The organism is Klebsiella sp. C239 (assembly GCF_048822715.1).
GTDB lineage: Bacteria > Pseudomonadota > Gammaproteobacteria > Enterobacterales > Enterobacteriaceae > Klebsiella > Klebsiella quasipneumoniae.
Window position 1 is genome coordinate 259,272 of sequence record NZ_JBMEZK010000008.1, and the last position, 18,791, is coordinate 278,062.

An 18,791-nucleotide genomic window follows, 5' to 3' on the forward strand; every position below is an offset into this window, starting at 1 on the left:
GGGTGGTAGCCATTATAGGGAGGCCTACCACCAATACCAACCGCATTTAGTTGGCCAGCACCACATAATGAGAAAACTCTTTTTCGCAGTATTTACATTTGAGTGCGATGTCATCAGCGCGTTTTTTTACTGCAAAACTGGAAGAAACCGGTTCGGCGTGGCTGATACAGTTGCTGTTCGGGCAGACCAGCACGCTGTCGATGCGATCCGGCAGGCTCGGGCGGGATTTGCCCACCACTTCGTAATCATCAATGCGGTTTACCGTCGCCTGCGGGGCGTACAGCGACAGCTGGTTAACCTGCTCGTCGGTCAGGAAGGTGTTCTCGATTTTAATCAAATCCTTGCGGCCCATCTCGCCGGAGGGCAGGTTCAGGCCGATGGTGATGCGCTGGTCGGTTTCGGTCAGTTTGAACAGGGTGAGCAGCTTAAAGCCGACCTGCGCCGGAATGTGGTCGATCACGGTGCCGCGTTTGATCGCTTCTACCTGCAGTTTATTGTCGTGTGTCATCTCTCATTTCCCCTTACAGTGCCAGCTCGCTATTCAGTACCAGTGCCAGTAACGCCTGGCGGGCGAAGATGCCGTTACCGGCCTGCTGGAAGTACCAGGCGTGCGGCGTTTTATCGACATCGGTGGTGATTTCGTCAATGCGCGGCAGCGGGTGCAGCACCTTCATATTGGCGCGCGCCCCTTCGAGGTCGGCGGCGCGCAGGACGAACTGCGCTTTGACGTTGGCGTATTCCGACGGATCCAGACGCTCTTTCTGCACGCGGGTCATGTAGAGAATATCCACTTCCGCCATCACGTCGTCGATGGCGCTATGCAGGCTCCAGGCGATACCTTTTTCATCCAGCATATCGAGGATGTACTGCGGCATGGCCAGCGCGTCCGGGGCGATAAAGTAGAAGCGGTTGCCGCTGAATTTGGCCAGCGCCTGGGTCAGGGAGTGGACGGTACGGCCATACTTCAGATCGCCGACCATCGCCACGTTGAGGTTTTCGAGGCGGCCCTGGGTCTCCTGAATGGTGAACAGGTCGAGCAGGGTCTGGGTCGGGTGCTGGTTGGCGCCGTCGCCGGCGTTCAGTACCGGCACGCCGCCGGAGAATTCGGTCGCCAGACGGGCGGCGCCCTCCTGCGGATGACGCATCACGATGGCGTCAACGTAGGTGCTGATGACGGAGATGGTATCCGCCAGCGTTTCCCCTTTTTTGCCCAGCGAGGTGTTGGCGCTGTCGGAGAAGCCGACCACGCTGGCCCCCAGGCGGTGCATCGAGGTTTCAAAAGAGAGGCGGGTGCGGGTCGAGGCTTCAAAGAAACAGCTGGCGATAACCTTATGCTTCAGCAGCTCGGGTTGTGGATTAGCTTTCAGCTTTGCCGCCGTCGCCAGCACCAGTTCGAGGTCTTCGCGGCTGAGATCGTTTATGGAAATGATATGTTTTTGATATAACGGGTTAGCCATGCTTATCTCCTGACGCCTGGGCAAAAAAAAGCCCCTTAAATAAGGGGCTTCGGGAATCCAATGAGCAACGGAAAGAAAAACGGCAGGCCAGCGTCTGCATTGAGACGCGCTAAGACAGAATGTCGTACGCAATTGGCCATGCTTCCTCCCGGCAAAACGACTGGCATTATACGCAGACCGTTATGACGATCAAGCGATTCATTCACAAACAGGTAATCGTTTGCCTGCAGAAAAGTGCGCCAGCGCAAAGAACCGTGAAACTGCACTGGTATGGCAGCGACGATGGGGGTATAAAACGCAAAAATGAAATGTTGTTTTATATTTGAGGTAAGCGATGATTATTGGCAATATCCACCATCTGCAGCCATGGCTGCCTGCCGCGCTGCGCGAGGCTATCGAACACGTTATCGCCCATGTCAGCGAGGCGACGCCGCTGGGTAAACATGATATCGACGGCAACAACCTGTTTTATCTGATTTCCGAAGACACCACCGAGCCGCAGGCCGCGCGTCGCGCGGAATATCATGCCCGCTATCTCGATATCCAGATTGTGCTCCGCGGCAGCGAGGGGATGACCTTCAGCACCCTGCCGGCAGGAGAGCCGCAGACCGACTGGCTGGCGGAGAAAGACATCGCTTTCCTGGCGGAGGGGGCGCAGGAGCAAACGGTGATCCTTAACGCAGGGGACTTTGTGGTGTTTTATCCCGGCGAAGTGCATAAACCGCTGTGCGCCGTGGGCGCCCCGGCGAAGGTGCGCAAAGCGGTGGTGAAGATGCTGATGGCGTGACAAAGCGCCCTGACGAGCGGTATCCCGGATACGCGCCGAGCGATCCGGGATTTGACGGCGAGCGAAGGACTATTTGCTCAGCGTCGCCACCATCACCGCTTTGATGGTGTGCATCCGGTTTTCCGCCTGGTCGAAGACCACGCTTGCCGCCGACTCAAACACCTCGTCAGTCACCTCCATGCCGCCGTGCAGGCCGTATTCGGCAGCCATCTGTTTGCCCAGCGTGGTCTGGTCATCATGGAACGCTGGCAGGCAGTGGAGGAATTTGACCTGCGGGTTGCCGGTCAGCGCCAGCATCGCACTGTTAACCTGATAGTCGCGCAGCAGGGCGATACGTTCGGCCCATTTTTCCTTCGCCTCGCCCATTGAGACCCAGACGTCGGTATAGATAAAATCGGCGCCTTGCACCCCCGCGGCGATATCTTCCGTCAGGGTGATGTTGCCGCCCTGCTGTTTCGCCAGCGCGGTACAGGTTTCCACCAGCGCGGCCTCCGGCCAGCAGGCCGAGGGCGCCACCAGGCGCAGATCCAGACCGGTCAGCGCCGCGGCTTCCAGCATCGAATTGCCCATGTTGTTGCGCGCGTCGCCGGCGTAGACCAGCGTCATCTGGTTAAAGGCTTTGCCCGGCAGGTGCTCTTTCATGGTCAGCAGGTCCGCCAGCAGCTGGGTAGGGTGGAACTCGTTGGTGAGGCCGTTCCACACTGGCACGCCGGCGTATTGCGCCAGGGTCTCCACCACTTCCTGGCCGTGGCCGCGGTACTGAATGCCGTCGTACATCCGTCCGAGCACGCGGGCGGTGTCCTTGATCGACTCTTTATGGCCAATCTGGCTGCCGCTGGGCCCCAGGTAGGTCACGCGGGCGCCCTGATCGTATGCGGCAACTTCGAAAGAGCATCGTGTACGGGTTGAGTCTTTTTCGAAGATGAGCGCGATGTTTTTCCCTGCCAGTTTCTGGACTTCGATACCGTTTTTCTTATCGGCTTTCAGCTTTGCCGCCAGCTCGAGCAGGGCGGTGATTTCTGCAGGCGTAAAATCGAGTAACTTTAAAAAATGCTTCTGGTAAAACGCAGACATGGTTCCCTCACCTGGCATAGGCCACTAATTGAATTAAAATTCAATTTATATGTATGAATATTCATTTGCAAGTCTGTGATCGAAATCTTTCACTGAGAAGTGGAGGCAATGACGGCGGTATGTGACAATAGGGATAACTGCCGCACATTATGAGGAACGAGCCATGGCAAACCCGGAACACCTGGAAGAACAGCGTGAAGAGACGCGTCTGATTATCGAAGAGCTGCTGGAAGATGGCAGCGATCCGGACGCACTGTACACGATTGAGCATCACCTCTCTGCAGACGATTTCGAAACCCTGGAGAAAGTGGCGGTGGAAGCGTTTAAGCTGGGCTACGAAGTGACCGAGCCCGAAGAGCTGGAAGTGGAAGAGGGTGAAGTGGTCATCTGCTGCGATATCCTGAGCGAATGCGCCCTGAACGCAGAACTGATCGATGCCCAGGTGGAACAGCTGATGACGCTGGCAGAAAAATTTGACGTCGAGTATGACGGTTGGGGCACCTACTATGAGGACCCGAACGGCGAAGAAGACGGCGAGGATGACGAAGATTTTGTCGATGAAGACGACGATGGTGTTCGTCACTAAGTCGCAGATGATGTAGATGGATACGGCGGCGCCAGCCGCCGTATAGCAAGGAACTTCCATGGATTACCCGCAGATACTCTCCCCGATTATCAACTTCCTGCACTGCCCGACGCCGCAGGCGTGGATTGACGAAGCCCGCAAGCCGGAAAACCTGCCGCTGCTGCTGACCGACCATATGGTGTGCGAACTGAAAGCGGCGCAGAACGCCATGCTGCTGGTGCGTCGCTACGTCGCGGATAAAGCCGACGCCGACGAGCTGCTGGCCTGCCTGAAGCCGTATGAAGACTTCACCTACCGCCGGGGGCCGGAGCCGGATTTTGTCGCCCTGCATAAACGGATCAACAAAAGCGCCATGCCGCAGACCGACGACCCGTGGGGCCGTCAGCTGCTGGACAGCATGATTTTGCTGATTAAAGAGGAGCTGCATCATTTCTGGCAGGTGCGGGAGATGATGCTGGCGCACGATATCCCCTACGTCAAAATCACCGCCAGCAACTATGCCCGCGGCATGCGACGGGAGGTGCGCTCACATGAGCCGGTGATGCTGATCGATAAGCTTATCTGCGGCGCCTATATCGAGGCCCGCTCCTGCGAGCGCTTTGCGGCGCTGGCGCCGTGGCTGGACGACGATCTGCAGAAGTTCTATCTGTCGCTGCTGCGCTCGGAAGCGCGTCACTATCAGGACTACCTGGATCTGGCGCAGAAGATTGCCGGAGAAGATATCAGCGAACGGGTCCGCCAGCTCGGCGAGGCGGAAGCGGCGCTGATCCTCCGTCCGGAGGCCGAGTTCCGCTTTCACAGCGGCGTGCCGGCGGCGGCGTAGCCCACGCTGTTCGGCTCCCGTCGCCCCGGTCGCCACTCACGCCGGCAGTCTCAGTAGCCATGGGGGGAGAGATAGCGTTGAGAGCTTCAGCTCGCCATGGTACGGGCCGTAGGTCGGGTAAGGCGTTAGCCGCCACCCGACAAAAAAACGGCACCGCGAGCACGGGTAAGGTGCAAGCGGTGCCATCCGGGACATGCCCCGGCTCGCGCTACGCTTAGCCGGGCTACCGAACTGTAGCCCCGGTAAGCGTAGCGCTACCGGGGACGCCTGCGATATCGAGGCGTTACAGCATTTTCAACATCCGCACTTCGCAGTCCACGTGGCCGGTGCAGCCCAGCGGACCGTCAATATGTTCGAAGCCAAGATGCTCATATAAGCCGATCGCCTCCGTCAGGAAGGCGGTGGTTTCCAGATAGCAGCGTTTAAACCCTTGCTCGCGGGCGTAGTCCAGCGCCAGCAGCGCCAGCTTCTTCGCCAGCCCCTGGCCGCGGGCGCTGGTCATGAAATACATTTTCTGCAGCTCGCAGATATCCGGCTCGCTGCAGGCGAGCGGCGCGACGCCGCCGCCGCCAACCACTTCTCCCTCTTTCTCCACCACCCAATAGGCCGAGCCTGGCTGGCTGTACAGCTCATACAGCTCATCGAGATTCGGGTCGGCGACCGTATAGCCTTTATCGGCGGTCAGGCCATATTCTGCGGATACCTGGCGGATGACCCTGGCGATGGCGGGATTGTCTGCCACCGTGATGCGACGCAGCAATGTCGCCGCGGGGACGCTCGTATTCATACAATGACTCACTACCCAAAAAAGACGAATGATGATGTTAATAACATCGCGGCAGGGGAGAGCGCAAGCGAGGATGTTTCATAAAAAACGCCCCTTGCCGGGTGGCAAGGGGCGGGAGGATTACAGCGCGGCGATCACCGCCTGCTGCTCAATCAGCTTCGCTTTCGCTTCCGCGTAGCCTTCCAGCTTCTCGCGCTCTTTGGCGATCACCGCTTCCGGCGCGCGGGCGACAAAGCCTTCGTTAGCCAGCTTGCTTTCGATGCGGCTAATCTCGCCTTCGATTTTGGCCACTTCTTTCGCCAGACGCGCCAGCTCATCTTCTTTGTTGATGAGGCCCGCCATTGGGATCAGCAGCTCGGCGCCGTCGACGATCTTGGTCACGGAGACCGGACCTTTATCATCGGCAGGCAGCACGGTAATGCTTTCCAGACGCGCCAGATTCAGCAGGAAGCTGCGGTTGTCGTTCACGCGACGCTCGGCCTCTTTGCTGCAGCCGCGCAGCAGCAGTTCCAGCGGTTTGCCCGGGGCGATGTTCATTTCCGCACGGATGTTACGTACGGCGACGATCGCCTGCTTCAGCCATTCGGTGTCGGCCAGCGCCGCGTCATCCACCTGAGAGGCATCATACTGCGGGAACGGCTGCAGCATGATGGTGTCGGCGGTGATCCCGCAGATGACCTTCACGCGCTGCCAGATGGTCTCGGTGATGAACGGAATGATCGGATGCGCCAGGCGCAGCAGACCTTCCAGCACGGTCACCAGCGTATGGCGAGTGCCGCGCAGTTCCGCTTCGCTGCCGCCGTTCATCACCGGCTTGGTCAGTTCCAGGTACCAGTCGCAGAACTGGTTCCAGGTGAACTCGTACAGGATGCCGGCGGCGATATCGAAGCGGAAGTTATCCAGCGCTTCGCGATACGCTTTGACGGTGTGGTTGAATTCCGCGAGGATCCAGCGGTCGGCCAGAGAGAGCACCCTTTCACCGCCGTTGAAGCCGCAATCCTGATCTTCGGTGTTCATCAGCACGAAGCGGCTGGCGTTCCACAGTTTGTTACAGAAGTTACGGTAACCTTCCAGACGCTTCATATCCCAGTTGATGTCGCGGCCGGTAGAGGCCAGCGCCGCCAGGGTGAAGCGCAGGGCGTCGGTGCCGTGCGGCTCGATGCCGTTCGGGAACTGTTTCTCGGTGCGCTTACGGATTTTCTCCGCCAGCTGCGGCTGCATCATGTTGCCGGTACGTTTCTCCAGCAGCTCCGGCAGGGTGATGCCGTCAACCATATCCAGCGGGTCGATAACGTTACCCTTGGATTTGGACATCTTCTGGCCTTCGTCATCGCGGATCAGACCGGTCATGTAGACGGTCTTAAACGGCACCTGCGGTTTACCGTTTTCATCTTTGATGAAGTGCATGGTCATCATGATCATGCGGGCGATCCAGAAGAAGATGATGTCGAAGCCGGACACCATCACGCTGGTCGGGTGGAACTGACGCAGGGCGTCGGTGTTTTCCGGCCAGCCGAGAGTGGAGAAGGTCCACAGCGCGGAGGAGAACCAGGTATCCAGCACGTCTTCGTCCTGGCGCAGCGCCACGTCGGCGCCGAGGTTATTTTCCTGGCGTACTTCGTCTTCGGTGCGGCCCACGTAAACGTTGCCGTCGTTGTCATACCATGCCGGGATGCGGTGACCCCACCACAGCTGACGGGAGATACACCAGTCCTGAATGTCGCGCATCCAGGAGAAGTACATGTTTTCGTACTGCTTCGGCACGAACTGAATGTCGCCGTTTTCAACGGCTTCCACCGCCGGCTTGGCCAGCACGTCCGCGCGCACGTACCACTGGTCGGTCAGCATCGGTTCGATAACCACGCCGCCGCGGTCGCCGTAAGGGACGGTCAGGTCGTGCGGTTTAATTTCTTCCAGCAGGCCGAGGGCGTCAACCGCCGCAACGACGGCTTTACGCGCCGCGAAGCGTTCCAGTTTCTGAAACTCCGCCGGGATCTCGCTGGAGTAGACGTCGGATTCATTGCCTTTGGTGTCGTACACTTCCGCGCTTTCGCGGATGTCGCCGTCAAAGGTCAGGATGTTGATCATCGGCAGCTGGTGACGACGACCCACTTCGTAGTCGTTAAAGTCGTGCGCCGGGGTGATCTTCACGCAGCCGGTGCCTTTCTCCATGTCGGCGTGTTCGTCGCCCACGATCGGGATGCGGCGGTTAACCAGCGGCAGCACCACGAATTTGCCAATCAGATCTTTGTAACGCGGATCTTCCGGGTTAACTGCCACGCCGGTATCGCCCAGCAGGGTTTCCGGACGGGTGGTGGCGACCACCAGGTAGTCTTTACCGTCAGCGGTTTTCGCGCCATCGGCCAGCGGGTAGCGGATATGCCACATGGAGCCTTTCGATTCGCGGTTTTCCACTTCGAGGTCGGAAATGGCGGTGCGCAGTTTCGGGTCCCAGTTAACCAGGCGTTTGCCGCGGTAGATCAGGTCTTCCTTGTACAGGCGAACGAAGACTTCTTTCACGGCATTGGAAAGGCCTTCGTCCATGGTGAAGCGCTCGCGCTCCCAGTCAACGGAGTTGCCGAGACGGCGCATCTGACGGGTAATGGTGCCGCCGGATTCCGCTTTCCACTGCCAGATTTTGTCGATAAAGGCATCGCGGCCGTAGTCGTGACGGGTTTTCCCTTCTTCAGCGGCAATCTTACGCTCAACCACCATCTGGGTAGCGATACCCGCGTGGTCGGTCCCCGCCTGCCACAGGGTGTTTTTGCCCTGCATGCGCTGGTAGCGAATCATGGTATCCATGATGGTTTGCTGGAAGGCATGACCCATATGCAAACTGCCGGTGACGTTCGGCGGCGGGATCATGATGCAGAAGCTCTCCTGGCTTTCATCACCATTCGGTTTGAAATAGCCCTGCTTTTCCCAGTGCTCGTAAAGCGGCTGTTCGATATCTTGTGGGTTGTATGTCTTTTCCATTATTTCCAGGTTGCCGTGTTCAGGTTGAAACCAGCCATGCGGTACGCCTTATAGCGTTCGCGCGCCAGTTGTTTCAGATTTTCTTCGTAAGGGACAAAGTCTATCACTTCTGTGAAAGCGGTGGCAAAATCTGCAAAGTTAAGCCGCAGGCTGATAAGAATGTCCCGCGGGCTGCTGTTGCGCTTTTGCGGCCAGGCAATCTCTACCGGCGCGCCGCCTCGCGGGCCTTCGCCCGCCAGATTGTGCGGCACAAAGCTCTCCGGTGGTCGCGACCACAGCGCCTCATCGAGACGAATCGCCTGCTGCTCATCTTCACAGGCGATCAGGACGCGCTTGCCGTTGCGCCAACGTTCTGCGGCAATGTCACACACCAGCTGCTCGACGGCGCTCAGGCCTTCGACGGTGTCTTCGTTGTCCAGAAGATAGAACGTTGCGTTTTTCATATATGGGGCTTCTTGTTGTGGATTTAAATGTAAAGCCGGGCGGCGCTACGCTTACCCGGCTTACAAACGGCATCTTTCCGTAGGCCCGGTAAGCGTAGCGCCACCGGGCATCAGACGGCAATCACTCTTCGCCGTTAAAACCCGCGCGATTGAGCAGGAACTGCGACAGCAGCGCGACCGGACGACCGGTGGCGCCTTTGGCCTTACCGGAGCGCCAGGCGGTGCCGGCGATGTCGAGGTGCGCCCAGTTGTACTTGCGGGTGAAGCGCGACAGGAAGCAGCCTGCGGTGATCGCGCCGCCAGGACGGCCGCCAATATTCGCCATATCGGCAAAGTTGGATTCCAGCTGATCCTGGAACTCGTCGGCCAGCGGCAGACGCCATGCGCGGTCGCCCGCCAGTTCAGAGGCGCCGATCAGCTCATGGGCCAGCGGGTTATGGTTCGACATCAGGCCGGTGATGTGATGGCCGAGGGCAATCACGCAGGCGCCGGTCAGCGTCGCGACATCGATAACCGCTTCCGGCTCGAAGCGCTCAACGTAGGTCAGCACGTCGCACAGCACCAGACGGCCTTCGGCGTCGGTGTTGAGCACTTCCACCGTCTGGCCGGACATGGTGGTCAGAACATCGCCCGGGCGATAAGCGCGACCGCCAGGCATGTTTTCACAGCCCGCCAGCACGCCGATCACGTTCAGCGGCAGCTGCAGCTCAGCAACCATCCGCATCACGCCGTACACCGCCGCGGCGCCGCACATGTCGTACTTCATCTCGTCCATGCCTTCGGCCGGCTTGATGGAGATACCGCCGGAATCGAAGGTCAGGCCTTTACCGACCAGCACGATAGGGCGCGCGTCTTCCGACGGGTTGCCTTTATACTCGATGACCGACATCAGCGACTCGTTCTGCGAACCGTTGCCGACGGCGAGGTAGGCGTTCATTCCCAGCTCGCGCATCTGCTGTTCGCCGATCACCCGGGTGATAACGTTTTTGCTATAGGTATCGGCCAGCTGGCGCGCCTGGGAGGCCAGATAGGCGGCGTTACAGATGTTCGGCGGCATGTTGCCGAGATCTTTCGCCGCTTTGATGCCGGCGGCAATCGCCAGCCCGTGCTGAATGGCGCGTTCGCCGCTGGTCAGCTCGCGACGGGTCGGCACGTTAAAGACCATTTTACGCAGCGGGCGACGCGGCTCGCTTTTGTTGGTCTTCAGCTGGTCGAAGCTGTACAGCGTCTCTTTGGCGGTTTCCACCGCCTGGCGAACTTTCCAGTAGTTGTTACGACCCTTGACGTGCAGCTCGGTCAGGAAGCAGACTGCCTCCATTGAACCAGTATCATTCAGGGTATTGATGGTTTTCTGGATGACCTGCTTGTACTGACGCTCATCCAGTTCGCGCTCTTTGCCGCAGCCAATCAGCAGAATGCGCTCAGACAGAATGTTCGGCACATGGTGCAGCAATAACGTCTGGCCAGGTTTGCCTTCCAGCTCGCCGCGACGCAGCAGGGCGCTGATGTAGCCGTCGCTGATTTTATCGAGTTGTTCGGCGATGGGGGAGAGGCGACGTGGTTCAAAGACGCCGACCACGATACAGGCGCTCCGCTGCTTCTCCGGGCTACCGCTTTTTACACTGAACTCCATGCACTATGCTCCTGAATCTTAAAGACAACAGTGGTGGCTACGGCTATACTCGTCGCCTTTCAAGTTGCAGATGCGCCGGCTGCGCCTGCTTACCCTGACGTGGCACATTGTGCGCGCCAGGGGCCACAGCCCTGCTGCCTTCTTACAACTCGAAATCCATTGAGTATATAATTGCAAGCTTTCGTAACTCATGTCCGCTGTTGCGGTGACTTCGTGTTAATCTTAACGTTAATAAGGCCTGGGTTCGTCAGAAAAGATCCTGACATGCAGAACCGATGAGTCATTTAATCTTAGCGACGTTTTCGACGACCAAAGAGAATAAATGACGTTTAAGCCATGAAACAAGCAATTTTCCTGCACTAAAACGGGTTTTTACGGGCGTATTTATAGTGATAATCATAAGATATCTGGTTCGTGAGACGCTGAAAAGCCAGTTGGCGATCCTATTCATCCTGTTACTGATTTTCTTTTGCCAGAAATTAGTCAGGATCCTCGGCGCTGCGGTGGATGGCGATATCCCAACCAATCTGGTGCTCTCGCTGCTGGGGCTCGGCATCCCGGAGATGGCGCAGCTTATCCTGCCGTTAAGTCTGTTCCTTGGCCTGCTGATGACCCTCGGCAAGCTGTACACCGAAAGCGAAATTACGGTGATGCACGCCTGCGGCCTGAGTAAAGCCGTATTGATCAAGGCGGCGATGATCCTCGCGCTGTTCACCGGCGCGGTGGCGGCGGTCAACGTGATGTGGGCAGGGCCCTGGTCGTCGCGCCATCAGGATGAAGTGCTGGCGGAAGCCAAGGCCAACCCCGGCATGGCCGCGCTGGCCCAGGGCCAGTTCCAGCAGGCCAGCGATGGTAACGCGGTCATGTTTATCGAGAGCGTGAACGGCAACCGCTTCCATGACGTCTTCCTTGCCCAGCTGCGCCCGAAAGGCAACGCGCGCCCCTCCGTGGTGGTGGCGGATTCCGGCGAGCTGTCGCAGCAGAAAGACGGTTCGCAGGTGGTGACCCTCAATAAGGGCACCCGCTTTGAAGGCACCGCGATGCTGCGCGACTTCCGCATCACCGACTTCAATAACTATCAGGCCATTATCGGCCACCAGGCGGTGGCCGCCGATCCGGACGACACCGAACAGATGGATATGCGCACCCTGTGGCAGACCCACACCGATCGTGCGCGCGCCGAACTGCACTGGCGCTTCACGCTGGTGGCGACCGTCTTCATTATGGCGCTGATGGTGGTGCCGCTCAGCGTGGTCAACCCGCGCCAGGGCCGCGTGCTGTCGATGCTGCCGGCGATGCTGCTCTACCTGGTGTTCTTCCTGCTGCAGACCTCGATTAAGTCGAACGGCGGCAAAGGCAAAATGGACCCGGCTATCTGGATGTGGGCGATTAACCTGCTCTATTTTGCGCTGGCGGTGCTGTTAAACCTGTGGGACACGGTGCCGATGCGCCGCTTCCGCGCCCGTTTTAATAAAGGAGCGGCCTGATGCAGGCGTTTGGCGTACTTGACCGTTATATCGGTAAGACGATTTTCAACACCATCATGATGACCCTGTTCATGCTGGTGTCGCTCTCCGGCATTATCAAGTTTGTCGATCAGCTGAAAAAGTCCGGGCAGGGTAGTTACGATGCGCTGGGCGCTGGCCTCTACACCATCCTCAGCGTGCCGAAAGACATCCAGATCTTCTTCCCCATGGCGGCGCTGCTTGGCGCGCTGCTGGGGCTGGGGATGCTGGCCCAGCGCAGCGAGCTGGTGGTGATGCAGGCGTCCGGTTTCACCCGGCTGCAGGTGGCGCTGGCGGTGATGAAAACCGCGATCCCGCTGGTGCTGTTGACCATGGCGATCGGCGAGTGGGTGGCGCCGCAGGGCGAACAGATGGCGCGCAACTACCGCGCCCAGCAGATGTACGGCGGTTCGCTGCTTTCCACCCAGCAGGGGCTGTGGGCGAAAGATGGCCATAACTTTGTCTATATCGAACGGGTAAAAGGTAACGATGAGCTGGGGGGCGTCAGCATTTATGCCTTCAACCCGGAGCGTCGTTTACAGTCGGTGCGCTATGCCGCCTCGGCAAAATTCGATAGCGAGAATAAAGTGTGGCGCCTGTCGCAGGTGGATGAATCCGATCTGACCGATCCGAAGCAGGTGACCGGGTCGCAGATGGTGAGCGGCACCTGGAAAACCAACCTGACGCCGGACAAGCTCGGCGTGGTAGCCCTGGATCCGGACGCGCTGTCGATCAGCGGGCTGCACAACTATGTGAAATACCTGAAGTCCAGCGGCCAGGATCCGGGACGCTACCAGCTCAATATGTGGAGCAAAATCTTCCAGCCGCTGTCGGTGGCGGTGATGATGCTGATGGCGCTGTCGTTTATCTTTGGCCCGCTGCGTAGCGTGCCGATGGGCGTCAGGGTGGTGACCGGGATTAGCTTCGGCTTTATCTTCTACGTGCTGGATCAGATTTTCGGCCCGCTGACCCTGGTGTACGGCATACCGCCGATCATCGGCGCCCTGTTGCCAAGCGCCAGCTTCTTCCTGATAAGCCTCTGGCTGATGATGCGCAAGGCCTAGCGGTCTCGGCTACGGAACGTAAGCCCCCTCAACGATGAGGGGGCTTTTTTTTAGCGCTTGCGGCCGCCCAGCAGACTGCCCAGCATGCCGCGGACGATCTGATTGGTGACCTGGCGAACCGCGCTTTTCGCCGCGGTCTGCACGATACCGTCGCGTTTGCCGCCGCGCGGGCCGGTGCTGCCGAACAGGATATCTTTCAGGCCGCCGAGCAGCCCATCGTCATCCCCGCTCTGCTGACCCTTCGCCGGCGGAGCCGACTGCTGCTCGGTAGTGACCTGCACCCCTTGCTGCAGCATTTCGAAGGCCGACTCGCGGTCCACCTCTTCTTCATACTTGCCGTACAGCGGCGAGTGATTCAGCAGGCCATTGCGCTCATCATCGCTGACCGGCCCCATTCGCGAGCAGGGGGCGATAACCATCGCCCGCTCGACCACCGAGGGGCTGCCTTTCTCATCGAGGAAGGAGATCAGCGCCTCGCCGGTGCCCAGCTCCTGGATCGCCTGCTCGGTACTGAAGGCCGGGTTGGCGCGCATGGTCTGGGCGGCGGTTTTCACCGCTTTCTGATCCTTCGGCGTAAAGGCGCGCAGCGCGTGCTGTACGCGGTTGCCCAGCTGGCCGAGCACGGCGTCGGGTATATCCGCCGGGTTCTGCGAGACAAAATAGACGCCGACGCCCTTGGAGCGAATAAGACGGATCACCTGTTCGATTTTATCCAGCAGCACCTGCGGCGCGTCGTTGAACAGCAGATGCGCCTCATCGAAGAAGAACACCAGTTTGGGCTTGTCGAGATCGCCCGCCTCCGGCAGACGCTCGTACAGCTCGGAGAGCATCCACAGCAGGCTGGCGGCGTAGAGCTTCGGCATCTGGTAGAGCTTTTCGGCGCTGAGGATATTGATTATCCCTTTGCCGCTGGCATCGACGCGCATCCAGTCGGCAATATCCAGCATCGGCTCGCCGAAGAAGTGCCCGGCGCCCTGTTGCTCCAGGGTCAACAGTCCGCGCTGGATGGCGCCGACCGAGGCGCTGCTGATATTGCCATACTGGTTCTGGAAAGATTTGGCGTTGTCGCCGATAAACTGGGTGATGGCGCGGAGGTCTTTGAAGTCAAGCAGCAGCAGACCGCGGTCGTCCGCGATGCGGAAAATAATGTTCAGCACGCCGCTCTGCACCTCATTGAGATTGAGCAGGCGCGCCAGCAGCAGGGGGCCAAGATCGGAGACCGTCGCCCGCACCGGGTGGCCCTTCTCGCCAAAGATATCCCAGAGTACCACCGGGTTGGCGTGCGGCTCCCAGTCGCTGACGCCGATCTTCTCCAGCCGCGCCTGCAGTTTCTCTGAGCTCTGCCCCGCGGCGGCAATGCCGGTCAGGTCGCCCTTAACGTCCGCCATAAATACCGGCACGCCAATTTCCGAGAACGACTCAGCCAGCTTTTGCAGGGTGACGGTTTTACCGGTGCCGGTCGCACCGGTGATCAGCCCATGGCGGTTGGCCATCGCGGGCAGCAAATAGAGCGCGTTATCCAGCGTGCGCGCAATCAACAGGGGTGAGCTCATGATCGATTCCTCCATTTATCCTGCGACGATTATAGGCAACCTCGTCGTCCGGCGTTGGGGAAATCGTCACGCGCCGCGCACGCTGTCGCGAGAGGCCTCAGGCGCAGTGGCGTTGGATAAGCGCAATGCTCTGCTCAATTTCGCGCTCGATATCCGCTTCGCTCCACTGCGCCAGCTCGGGAGCGAAGGGTTCAAAAGCGTATACCCCCTGATAGCCGCGGGCTTCCAGCGCTTTAACCTGCTCGCAGGTGCCGAGGCGATCCTGCGGCGTCAGCATGATGCGCTCGGCATCGGTGAGCTGCTCGCGCGGACGGGTATCGTCCACCCCGGAGAGGTGCACCAGACCGATATCCGCCACCTCCACCTGGCTGAACTCGTCCGCCGCCTGCGGGTAGAGATGGTGATGGAAGGTGTCGATCAGCAGCTTAAACGGCACGCGGGCGTCATGGATCAGCGTCTGCGCCTGGTGCGCCGATCGCAGTGAGCTTTGCGGGAAGCCCAGCGGCTCCACCAGGCCGTGGATGCCGTAGAAGGCGAACAGCGGCGCCAGGTCGCGCAGGGCGCTCAGAGTGTCGCTGGCCGGCACCTCGCTGCCGTCGTTGAGCGGGCAGAGCACCAGCGATTTAGCGCCGATGGCCTGGGCCTCTTTCAGCAGCGACTCGGTCAGCTGCCGCACCTCTTCGCTACGGCGGTTAAAGGGATAGACCGCGTTAATCGTCAGGATCTCGATGTGGTAACGCGCCGCCAGCTCGCGCACCTGCTGATGGCTCAGATCGTCGGTCACTTTCCCGCTGGGTAAATCGTTGCGCAGCTCGACTTTATTCAGGCCCAGACGGTTCACCAGACGGAAAAACGCTTCAATGCTGAGCGCTGGCGCGATTTTGCGGTTAATACAAAAACGTTGCATTGCGATGGCCATAGGACACTCCTGACGGAAGAGGGTTGGGTTCGTTCAATTGGCTAACAGTCAAAACGTTTATTCCAAAATAAGCAAGAATGAAAATGATGATTGTTTGAGCTGCCTCGCAAAATATTCCCGGCTGCCGCGGCGGGAGCGACCGGGACCGGGAGCCAGGTATCGCGAGGCGGCGCGGCTCGATGGGGGAAGCGCGTAAGCGATGCGTGAGCGCAAAATGCGACTGTTATCACCAAAATGAAATTTCATTTCACAACAATGTTGAAATATAAATTTCATTTTACTACGGTTATAGCACAGCAGAATCAGCGACGGGCCGGCGTGCGCTGGCCCTCTTCACTATGAGGCGAGAACATGACGATCACAGGAAACTTTATTGGCGGGAAAACCGTTATCAGCAGCAGCAACGAAACGATGCCGGTGTACGATCCGGCGACGGGCAAAGCGGTGCGCGAAGTCACGGTATCGACCGCGCAGGAAGTCTCTGAGGCGATTCAGGTTGCTCGCGATGCGTTTGACAGCTGGTCTCGCACCACGCCGCTGCGCCGCGCCCGCGTGCTGTTCAACTTTAAAATGTTGCTGGAGCAGCACGTGGAAGAGCTGGCGGGGATCATCGTCAGCGAGCACGGCAAAGTGTGGTCGGATGCGCTGGGCGAGCTGACCCGCGGCATGGAAGTGGTCGAATTCGCCTGCGGGATCCCGCACCTGATTAAAGGCGAATACTCCTCTGACGTCGGCACCGGCGTCGACAGCTACTCGTTGATGCAGCCGCTGGGCGTGGTGGCCGGGATCACCCCGTTCAACTTCCCGGCGATGGTGCCGATGTGGATGTTCCCGCTGGCGCTGGCCTGCGGCAACAGCTTCGTCCTCAAGCCGCCGGCGCTGGCGCCAACGGCCGCCGTGCGTCTGGCAGAGCTGTTGAAAGAGGCCGGTCTGCCGGACGGCGTGTTTAACGTCGTGCACTGCAGCAATGAAGATGCCGAGCAGCTGTACACTGACCCACGCATTGCGGCGGTGAGCTTCGTCGGCTCCTCCGGCGTGGCGGAGTATATCTATAAGACCGCCAGCGCCCACGGCAAGCGCGTGCAGGCCTTCGGCGCCGCCAAAAACCACGCGATAGTGATGCCGGATGCTGATCTCGACGCCACCGTTAACGCCATTATGGGCGGCGCCTTCGGTTCCGCAGGCGAGCGCTGCATGGCGCTGCCGGTGGTGGTGGCGGTGGGAGATGAAACCGCCGACAAACTGATCGCTCGCCTGAAGCCGCTGGTGGAAGCGCTGAAAGTGGGCCCGGGCTGCATGCGCGGCCAGGAAGAGAACGAGATGGGGCCGGTGGTGTCTGATACTCACCAGAAAAAAGTGCTCGGCTATATTGATAAAGGCGAAAGCGAAGGGGCAAAACTGGTGGTCGATGGCCGCAAACTGCGCGTGCCGGGCTACGACGCGGGCTATTATATCGGCGGCACCCTGTTCGATCACGTCACCCCGGAGATGACCATCTGGCGCGAAGAGATCTTTGGCCCGGTGCTGGGGATTGTGCGCGCGGCGGACTATGACAGCGCCCTCGAACTGGTCAACAGCCACGAGTTTGGCAACGGCAGCGCCGTCTTCACCAGCAACGGCCACACCGCGCGTGAATTCGTCCACGACGTGCAGGCGGGGATGGTCGGGGTGAACGTGCCGGTCCCGGTGCCGATGGCGTTCCACAGCTTCGGCGGCTGGAAGCGCTCAGTGTTTGGCGCGCTGAACGTCCACGGGCCGGACGGCGTGCGCTTCTACACGCGCATGAAGACCGCCACCGTACGCTGGCCGGCAGGGCAGCAGACCGTATCTGAATTCAGCATGCCGACGTTAGGTTAATCGGCGAAGGAGAGCGCCATGTCGTTACTGGCTAAATCGCGAAAAGAGGGACAGATCCAGCATATTACGCCGCAAAGCGCCGGTTGGCGCTATATCGGCTTCGATGTCTGGATGTTGAAAAAAGGGCAGACTGTGACGCTGGAGAGCGGCGATCGCGAGCTGTGCCTGGTGCTGGTCGCTGGCCTGGCGTCGGTGAAAACGCAGCAGGCCGATTTCCCGAATCTCGGTAAACGGATGTCGCCGTTTGAACGTACCCCGCCGTGGTCGGTATACGTGCCGCCGCAGGATCGGGTCGAGGTGACCGCCGATTCCGATCTGGAGCTGGCGGTGTGCAGCGCGCCGGGCAAAGGCAGCTTCCCGGCACGCCTGATTCGGCCGGAAGACGTCGGCGTGGAGCACCGCGGGAAAGGGCGCAACCAGCGCCGGGTGCATAATATTCTGCCGGACAGCGCCGAGGCGGATTGCCTGCTGGTGGTCGAGGTCTACACCGACGAAGGGGCCACCAGCTCGTGGCCGTCGCATAAGCACGATACCGCCCAGCCGGGCAAAGAGACGCAGCTGGAAGAGACCTACTATCACCGCTTCGATCCGCCGCAGGGCTTTGCCTTCCAGCGGGTCTACACCGACGACCGCAGCCTGGACGCCTGCATGGCGCCCTATAACCACGATGTGGTGATGGTGCCGCGCGGTTACCATCCGGTGGCGGCGATTGCCGGTTACGACAGCTACTATCTGAACGTCATGGCCGGGCCGGATCGGAAATGGCTGTTCACCTGGGAAGAGGACCACGCCTGGATCAACACCCCGGAATATCCGCGCCACGACTAACGTGACGCGCAGACGCCGATAAAAAAGGCCGGTTAGCGATGCTAACCGGCCTTCTTGTCTATGGGCTGCGGGTTTTTTTTCGCGAAAGGCTCCGCGGAATCCCACTCCCAGGCCCGGCAAGCGCAGCGTCGCCGGGCAGTCAGGCACCGTACCCGTGGCCGTGCCGGATGGCGCTACGCTTATCCGGCCTACGGGGTCCTCTCACAGGCTCATACCTCGTAGGCCCGGCAAGCGCAGCGCCTCCGGGCAGGACACCGCAAACACCGTCGCCGTATTTATGCAGGATGGCGCCACGCTTATCCGGCCTACGGGGCCCTCTCACAGGCTCATACCTCGTAGGCCCGGTAAGCGCAGCGCCACCGGGCGATGACAGCGGGTACGGAGCCGCTTTTATGCCGGGTGGCGGCTGCGCCTGACCCGGCCTGGAGGGGTCGTGCGACCTGTCCTTGATTTACCCACTTGCGCGACTGAAACTGCCGGTGCTGACGGCCTCAAAATC

18 protein-coding genes are annotated in these 18,791 nt (G+C 59.7%); 7 read left to right on the forward strand and 11 right to left on the reverse strand.

The features are described 5' to 3' along the window. Nucleotides 1-46 precede the first annotated feature (46 nt). Genes pyrI through ACOI6Z_RS21030 form a run of 3 tightly spaced genes read right to left on the reverse strand, consistent with a single transcriptional unit; the run spans nucleotide 47 to nucleotide 1,597 of the window. A complete protein-coding gene (gene pyrI, locus ACOI6Z_RS21020; protein ID WP_002886927.1) occupies nucleotides 47-508 on the reverse strand; it encodes an aspartate carbamoyltransferase regulatory subunit in 462 nt (153 codons plus the stop codon). A 13-nt stretch (nucleotides 509-521) separates the two neighbouring features. After that, nucleotides 522-1,457: an aspartate carbamoyltransferase gene (gene pyrB / locus ACOI6Z_RS21025; RefSeq protein ID WP_004206522.1), complete on the reverse strand. Its 936-nt coding sequence runs from the start codon at nucleotides 1,455-1,457 to the stop codon at nucleotides 522-524. Between the two features lie 35 nt (nucleotides 1,458-1,492). Continuing rightward, a complete protein-coding gene (locus ACOI6Z_RS21030) occupies nucleotides 1,493-1,597 on the reverse strand; it encodes a pyrBI operon leader peptide (RefSeq protein ID WP_002886930.1) in 105 nt (34 codons plus the stop codon). A gap of 194 nt (nucleotides 1,598-1,791) precedes the next feature. Between ACOI6Z_RS21030 and ACOI6Z_RS21035 the strand changes: the two genes are divergently transcribed. Continuing rightward, complete coding sequence (locus ACOI6Z_RS21035) at nucleotides 1,792-2,244, forward strand: YhcH/YjgK/YiaL family protein (RefSeq protein WP_049013635.1); 453 nt, start codon at nucleotides 1,792-1,794, stop codon at nucleotides 2,242-2,244. Nucleotides 2,245-2,313: 69 nt separating this feature from the next. Here ACOI6Z_RS21035 and argF read toward each other — a convergent pair whose 3' ends face one another. Next, the gene (gene argF / locus ACOI6Z_RS21040) at nucleotides 2,314-3,318 is read right to left on the reverse strand and encodes an ornithine carbamoyltransferase (protein WP_032454662.1); all 1,005 of its coding nucleotides are present in this window, start codon (nucleotides 3,316-3,318) and stop codon (nucleotides 2,314-2,316) included. Continuing rightward, the gene (gene argL, locus ACOI6Z_RS21045) at nucleotides 3,288-3,383 is read right to left on the reverse strand and encodes a putative translational regulatory protein ArgL (RefSeq protein ID WP_370736902.1); all 96 of its coding nucleotides are present in this window, start codon (nucleotides 3,381-3,383) and stop codon (nucleotides 3,288-3,290) included. The genes argF and argL overlap by 31 nt, the downstream gene beginning before the upstream one ends. Before the next feature lie 98 nt (nucleotides 3,384-3,481). On the opposite strand from argL, the gene rraB reads away from it, so the two are divergent. Then, nucleotides 3,482-3,904, forward strand: a complete 423-nt coding sequence (gene rraB / locus ACOI6Z_RS21050; RefSeq protein ID WP_023291768.1) for a ribonuclease E inhibitor RraB — start codon at nucleotides 3,482-3,484, stop codon at nucleotides 3,902-3,904. Nucleotides 3,905-3,962: 58 nt separating this feature from the next. Continuing rightward, nucleotides 3,963-4,727 carry a tRNA isopentenyl-2-thiomethyl-A-37 hydroxylase MiaE gene (miaE, locus tag ACOI6Z_RS21055; protein WP_065812802.1) on the forward strand — a complete coding sequence of 255 codons (765 nt, stop codon included), beginning with the start codon at nucleotides 3,963-3,965 and terminating at the stop codon, nucleotides 4,725-4,727. A gap of 283 nt (nucleotides 4,728-5,010) precedes the next feature. Here the strand turns inward: miaE and ACOI6Z_RS21060 are convergent, their stop codons facing one another. The 4 genes from ACOI6Z_RS21060 to pepA all read right to left on the reverse strand — a co-directional run bounded on the left by ACOI6Z_RS21060 (nucleotide 5,011) and on the right by pepA (nucleotide 10,566). Next, nucleotides 5,011-5,514 (reverse strand): GNAT family N-acetyltransferase, encoded by a 504-nt coding sequence (locus ACOI6Z_RS21060; protein ID WP_064155459.1) that lies wholly within the window; start codon nucleotides 5,512-5,514, stop codon nucleotides 5,011-5,013. Nucleotides 5,515-5,634: 120 nt separating this feature from the next. Continuing rightward, nucleotides 5,635-8,490, reverse strand: a complete 2,856-nt coding sequence (locus ACOI6Z_RS21065) for a valine--tRNA ligase (protein WP_048336514.1) — start codon at nucleotides 8,488-8,490, stop codon at nucleotides 5,635-5,637. Then, a complete protein-coding gene (gene holC / locus ACOI6Z_RS21070) occupies nucleotides 8,490-8,933 on the reverse strand; it encodes a DNA polymerase III subunit chi (protein ID WP_048296514.1) in 444 nt (147 codons plus the stop codon). The genes ACOI6Z_RS21065 and holC overlap by 1 nt, the downstream gene beginning before the upstream one ends. Nucleotides 8,934-9,054: 121 nt before the next feature. Next, nucleotides 9,055-10,566, reverse strand: a complete 1,512-nt coding sequence (gene pepA / locus ACOI6Z_RS21075) for a leucyl aminopeptidase (protein ID WP_004206531.1) — start codon at nucleotides 10,564-10,566, stop codon at nucleotides 9,055-9,057. Between the two features lie 389 nt (nucleotides 10,567-10,955). On the opposite strand from pepA, the gene lptF reads away from it, so the two are divergent. After that, entirely contained in the window at nucleotides 10,956-12,053 is a 1,098-nt protein-coding gene (gene lptF, locus ACOI6Z_RS21080; RefSeq protein ID WP_023291773.1) for an LPS export ABC transporter permease LptF, read from the forward strand. After that, complete coding sequence (gene lptG / locus ACOI6Z_RS21085) at nucleotides 12,053-13,135, forward strand: LPS export ABC transporter permease LptG (protein ID WP_002886956.1); 1,083 nt, start codon at nucleotides 12,053-12,055, stop codon at nucleotides 13,133-13,135. Before lptF ends, lptG begins: the two co-directional genes overlap by 1 nt. Before the next feature lie 50 nt (nucleotides 13,136-13,185). On the opposite strand, the gene ACOI6Z_RS21090 is transcribed toward lptG, so the two are convergent. Together ACOI6Z_RS21090 and ACOI6Z_RS21095 are read right to left on the reverse strand one after the other, a co-directional pair. Then, nucleotides 13,186-14,688: a helicase HerA-like C-terminal domain-containing protein gene (locus ACOI6Z_RS21090; RefSeq protein WP_048336515.1), complete on the reverse strand. Its 1,503-nt coding sequence runs from the start codon at nucleotides 14,686-14,688 to the stop codon at nucleotides 13,186-13,188. A 97-nt stretch (nucleotides 14,689-14,785) separates the two neighbouring features. Continuing rightward, nucleotides 14,786-15,607, reverse strand: a complete 822-nt coding sequence (locus tag ACOI6Z_RS21095) for a TIM barrel protein (RefSeq protein ID WP_044525212.1) — start codon at nucleotides 15,605-15,607, stop codon at nucleotides 14,786-14,788. Between the two features lie 351 nt (nucleotides 15,608-15,958). On the opposite strand from ACOI6Z_RS21095, the gene ACOI6Z_RS21100 reads away from it, so the two are divergent. Together ACOI6Z_RS21100 and iolB are read left to right on the forward strand one after the other, a co-directional pair. Continuing rightward, a complete protein-coding gene (locus ACOI6Z_RS21100; protein WP_023291776.1) occupies nucleotides 15,959-17,464 on the forward strand; it encodes a CoA-acylating methylmalonate-semialdehyde dehydrogenase in 1,506 nt (501 codons plus the stop codon). An 18-nt stretch (nucleotides 17,465-17,482) separates the two neighbouring features. Next, on the forward strand, nucleotides 17,483-18,292 hold the full coding sequence (gene iolB, locus ACOI6Z_RS21105) for a 5-deoxy-glucuronate isomerase (RefSeq protein ID WP_023291777.1): 810 nt from the start codon (nucleotides 17,483-17,485) through the stop codon (nucleotides 18,290-18,292). The last annotated feature ends 499 nt before the right edge of the window (nucleotides 18,293-18,791 follow it).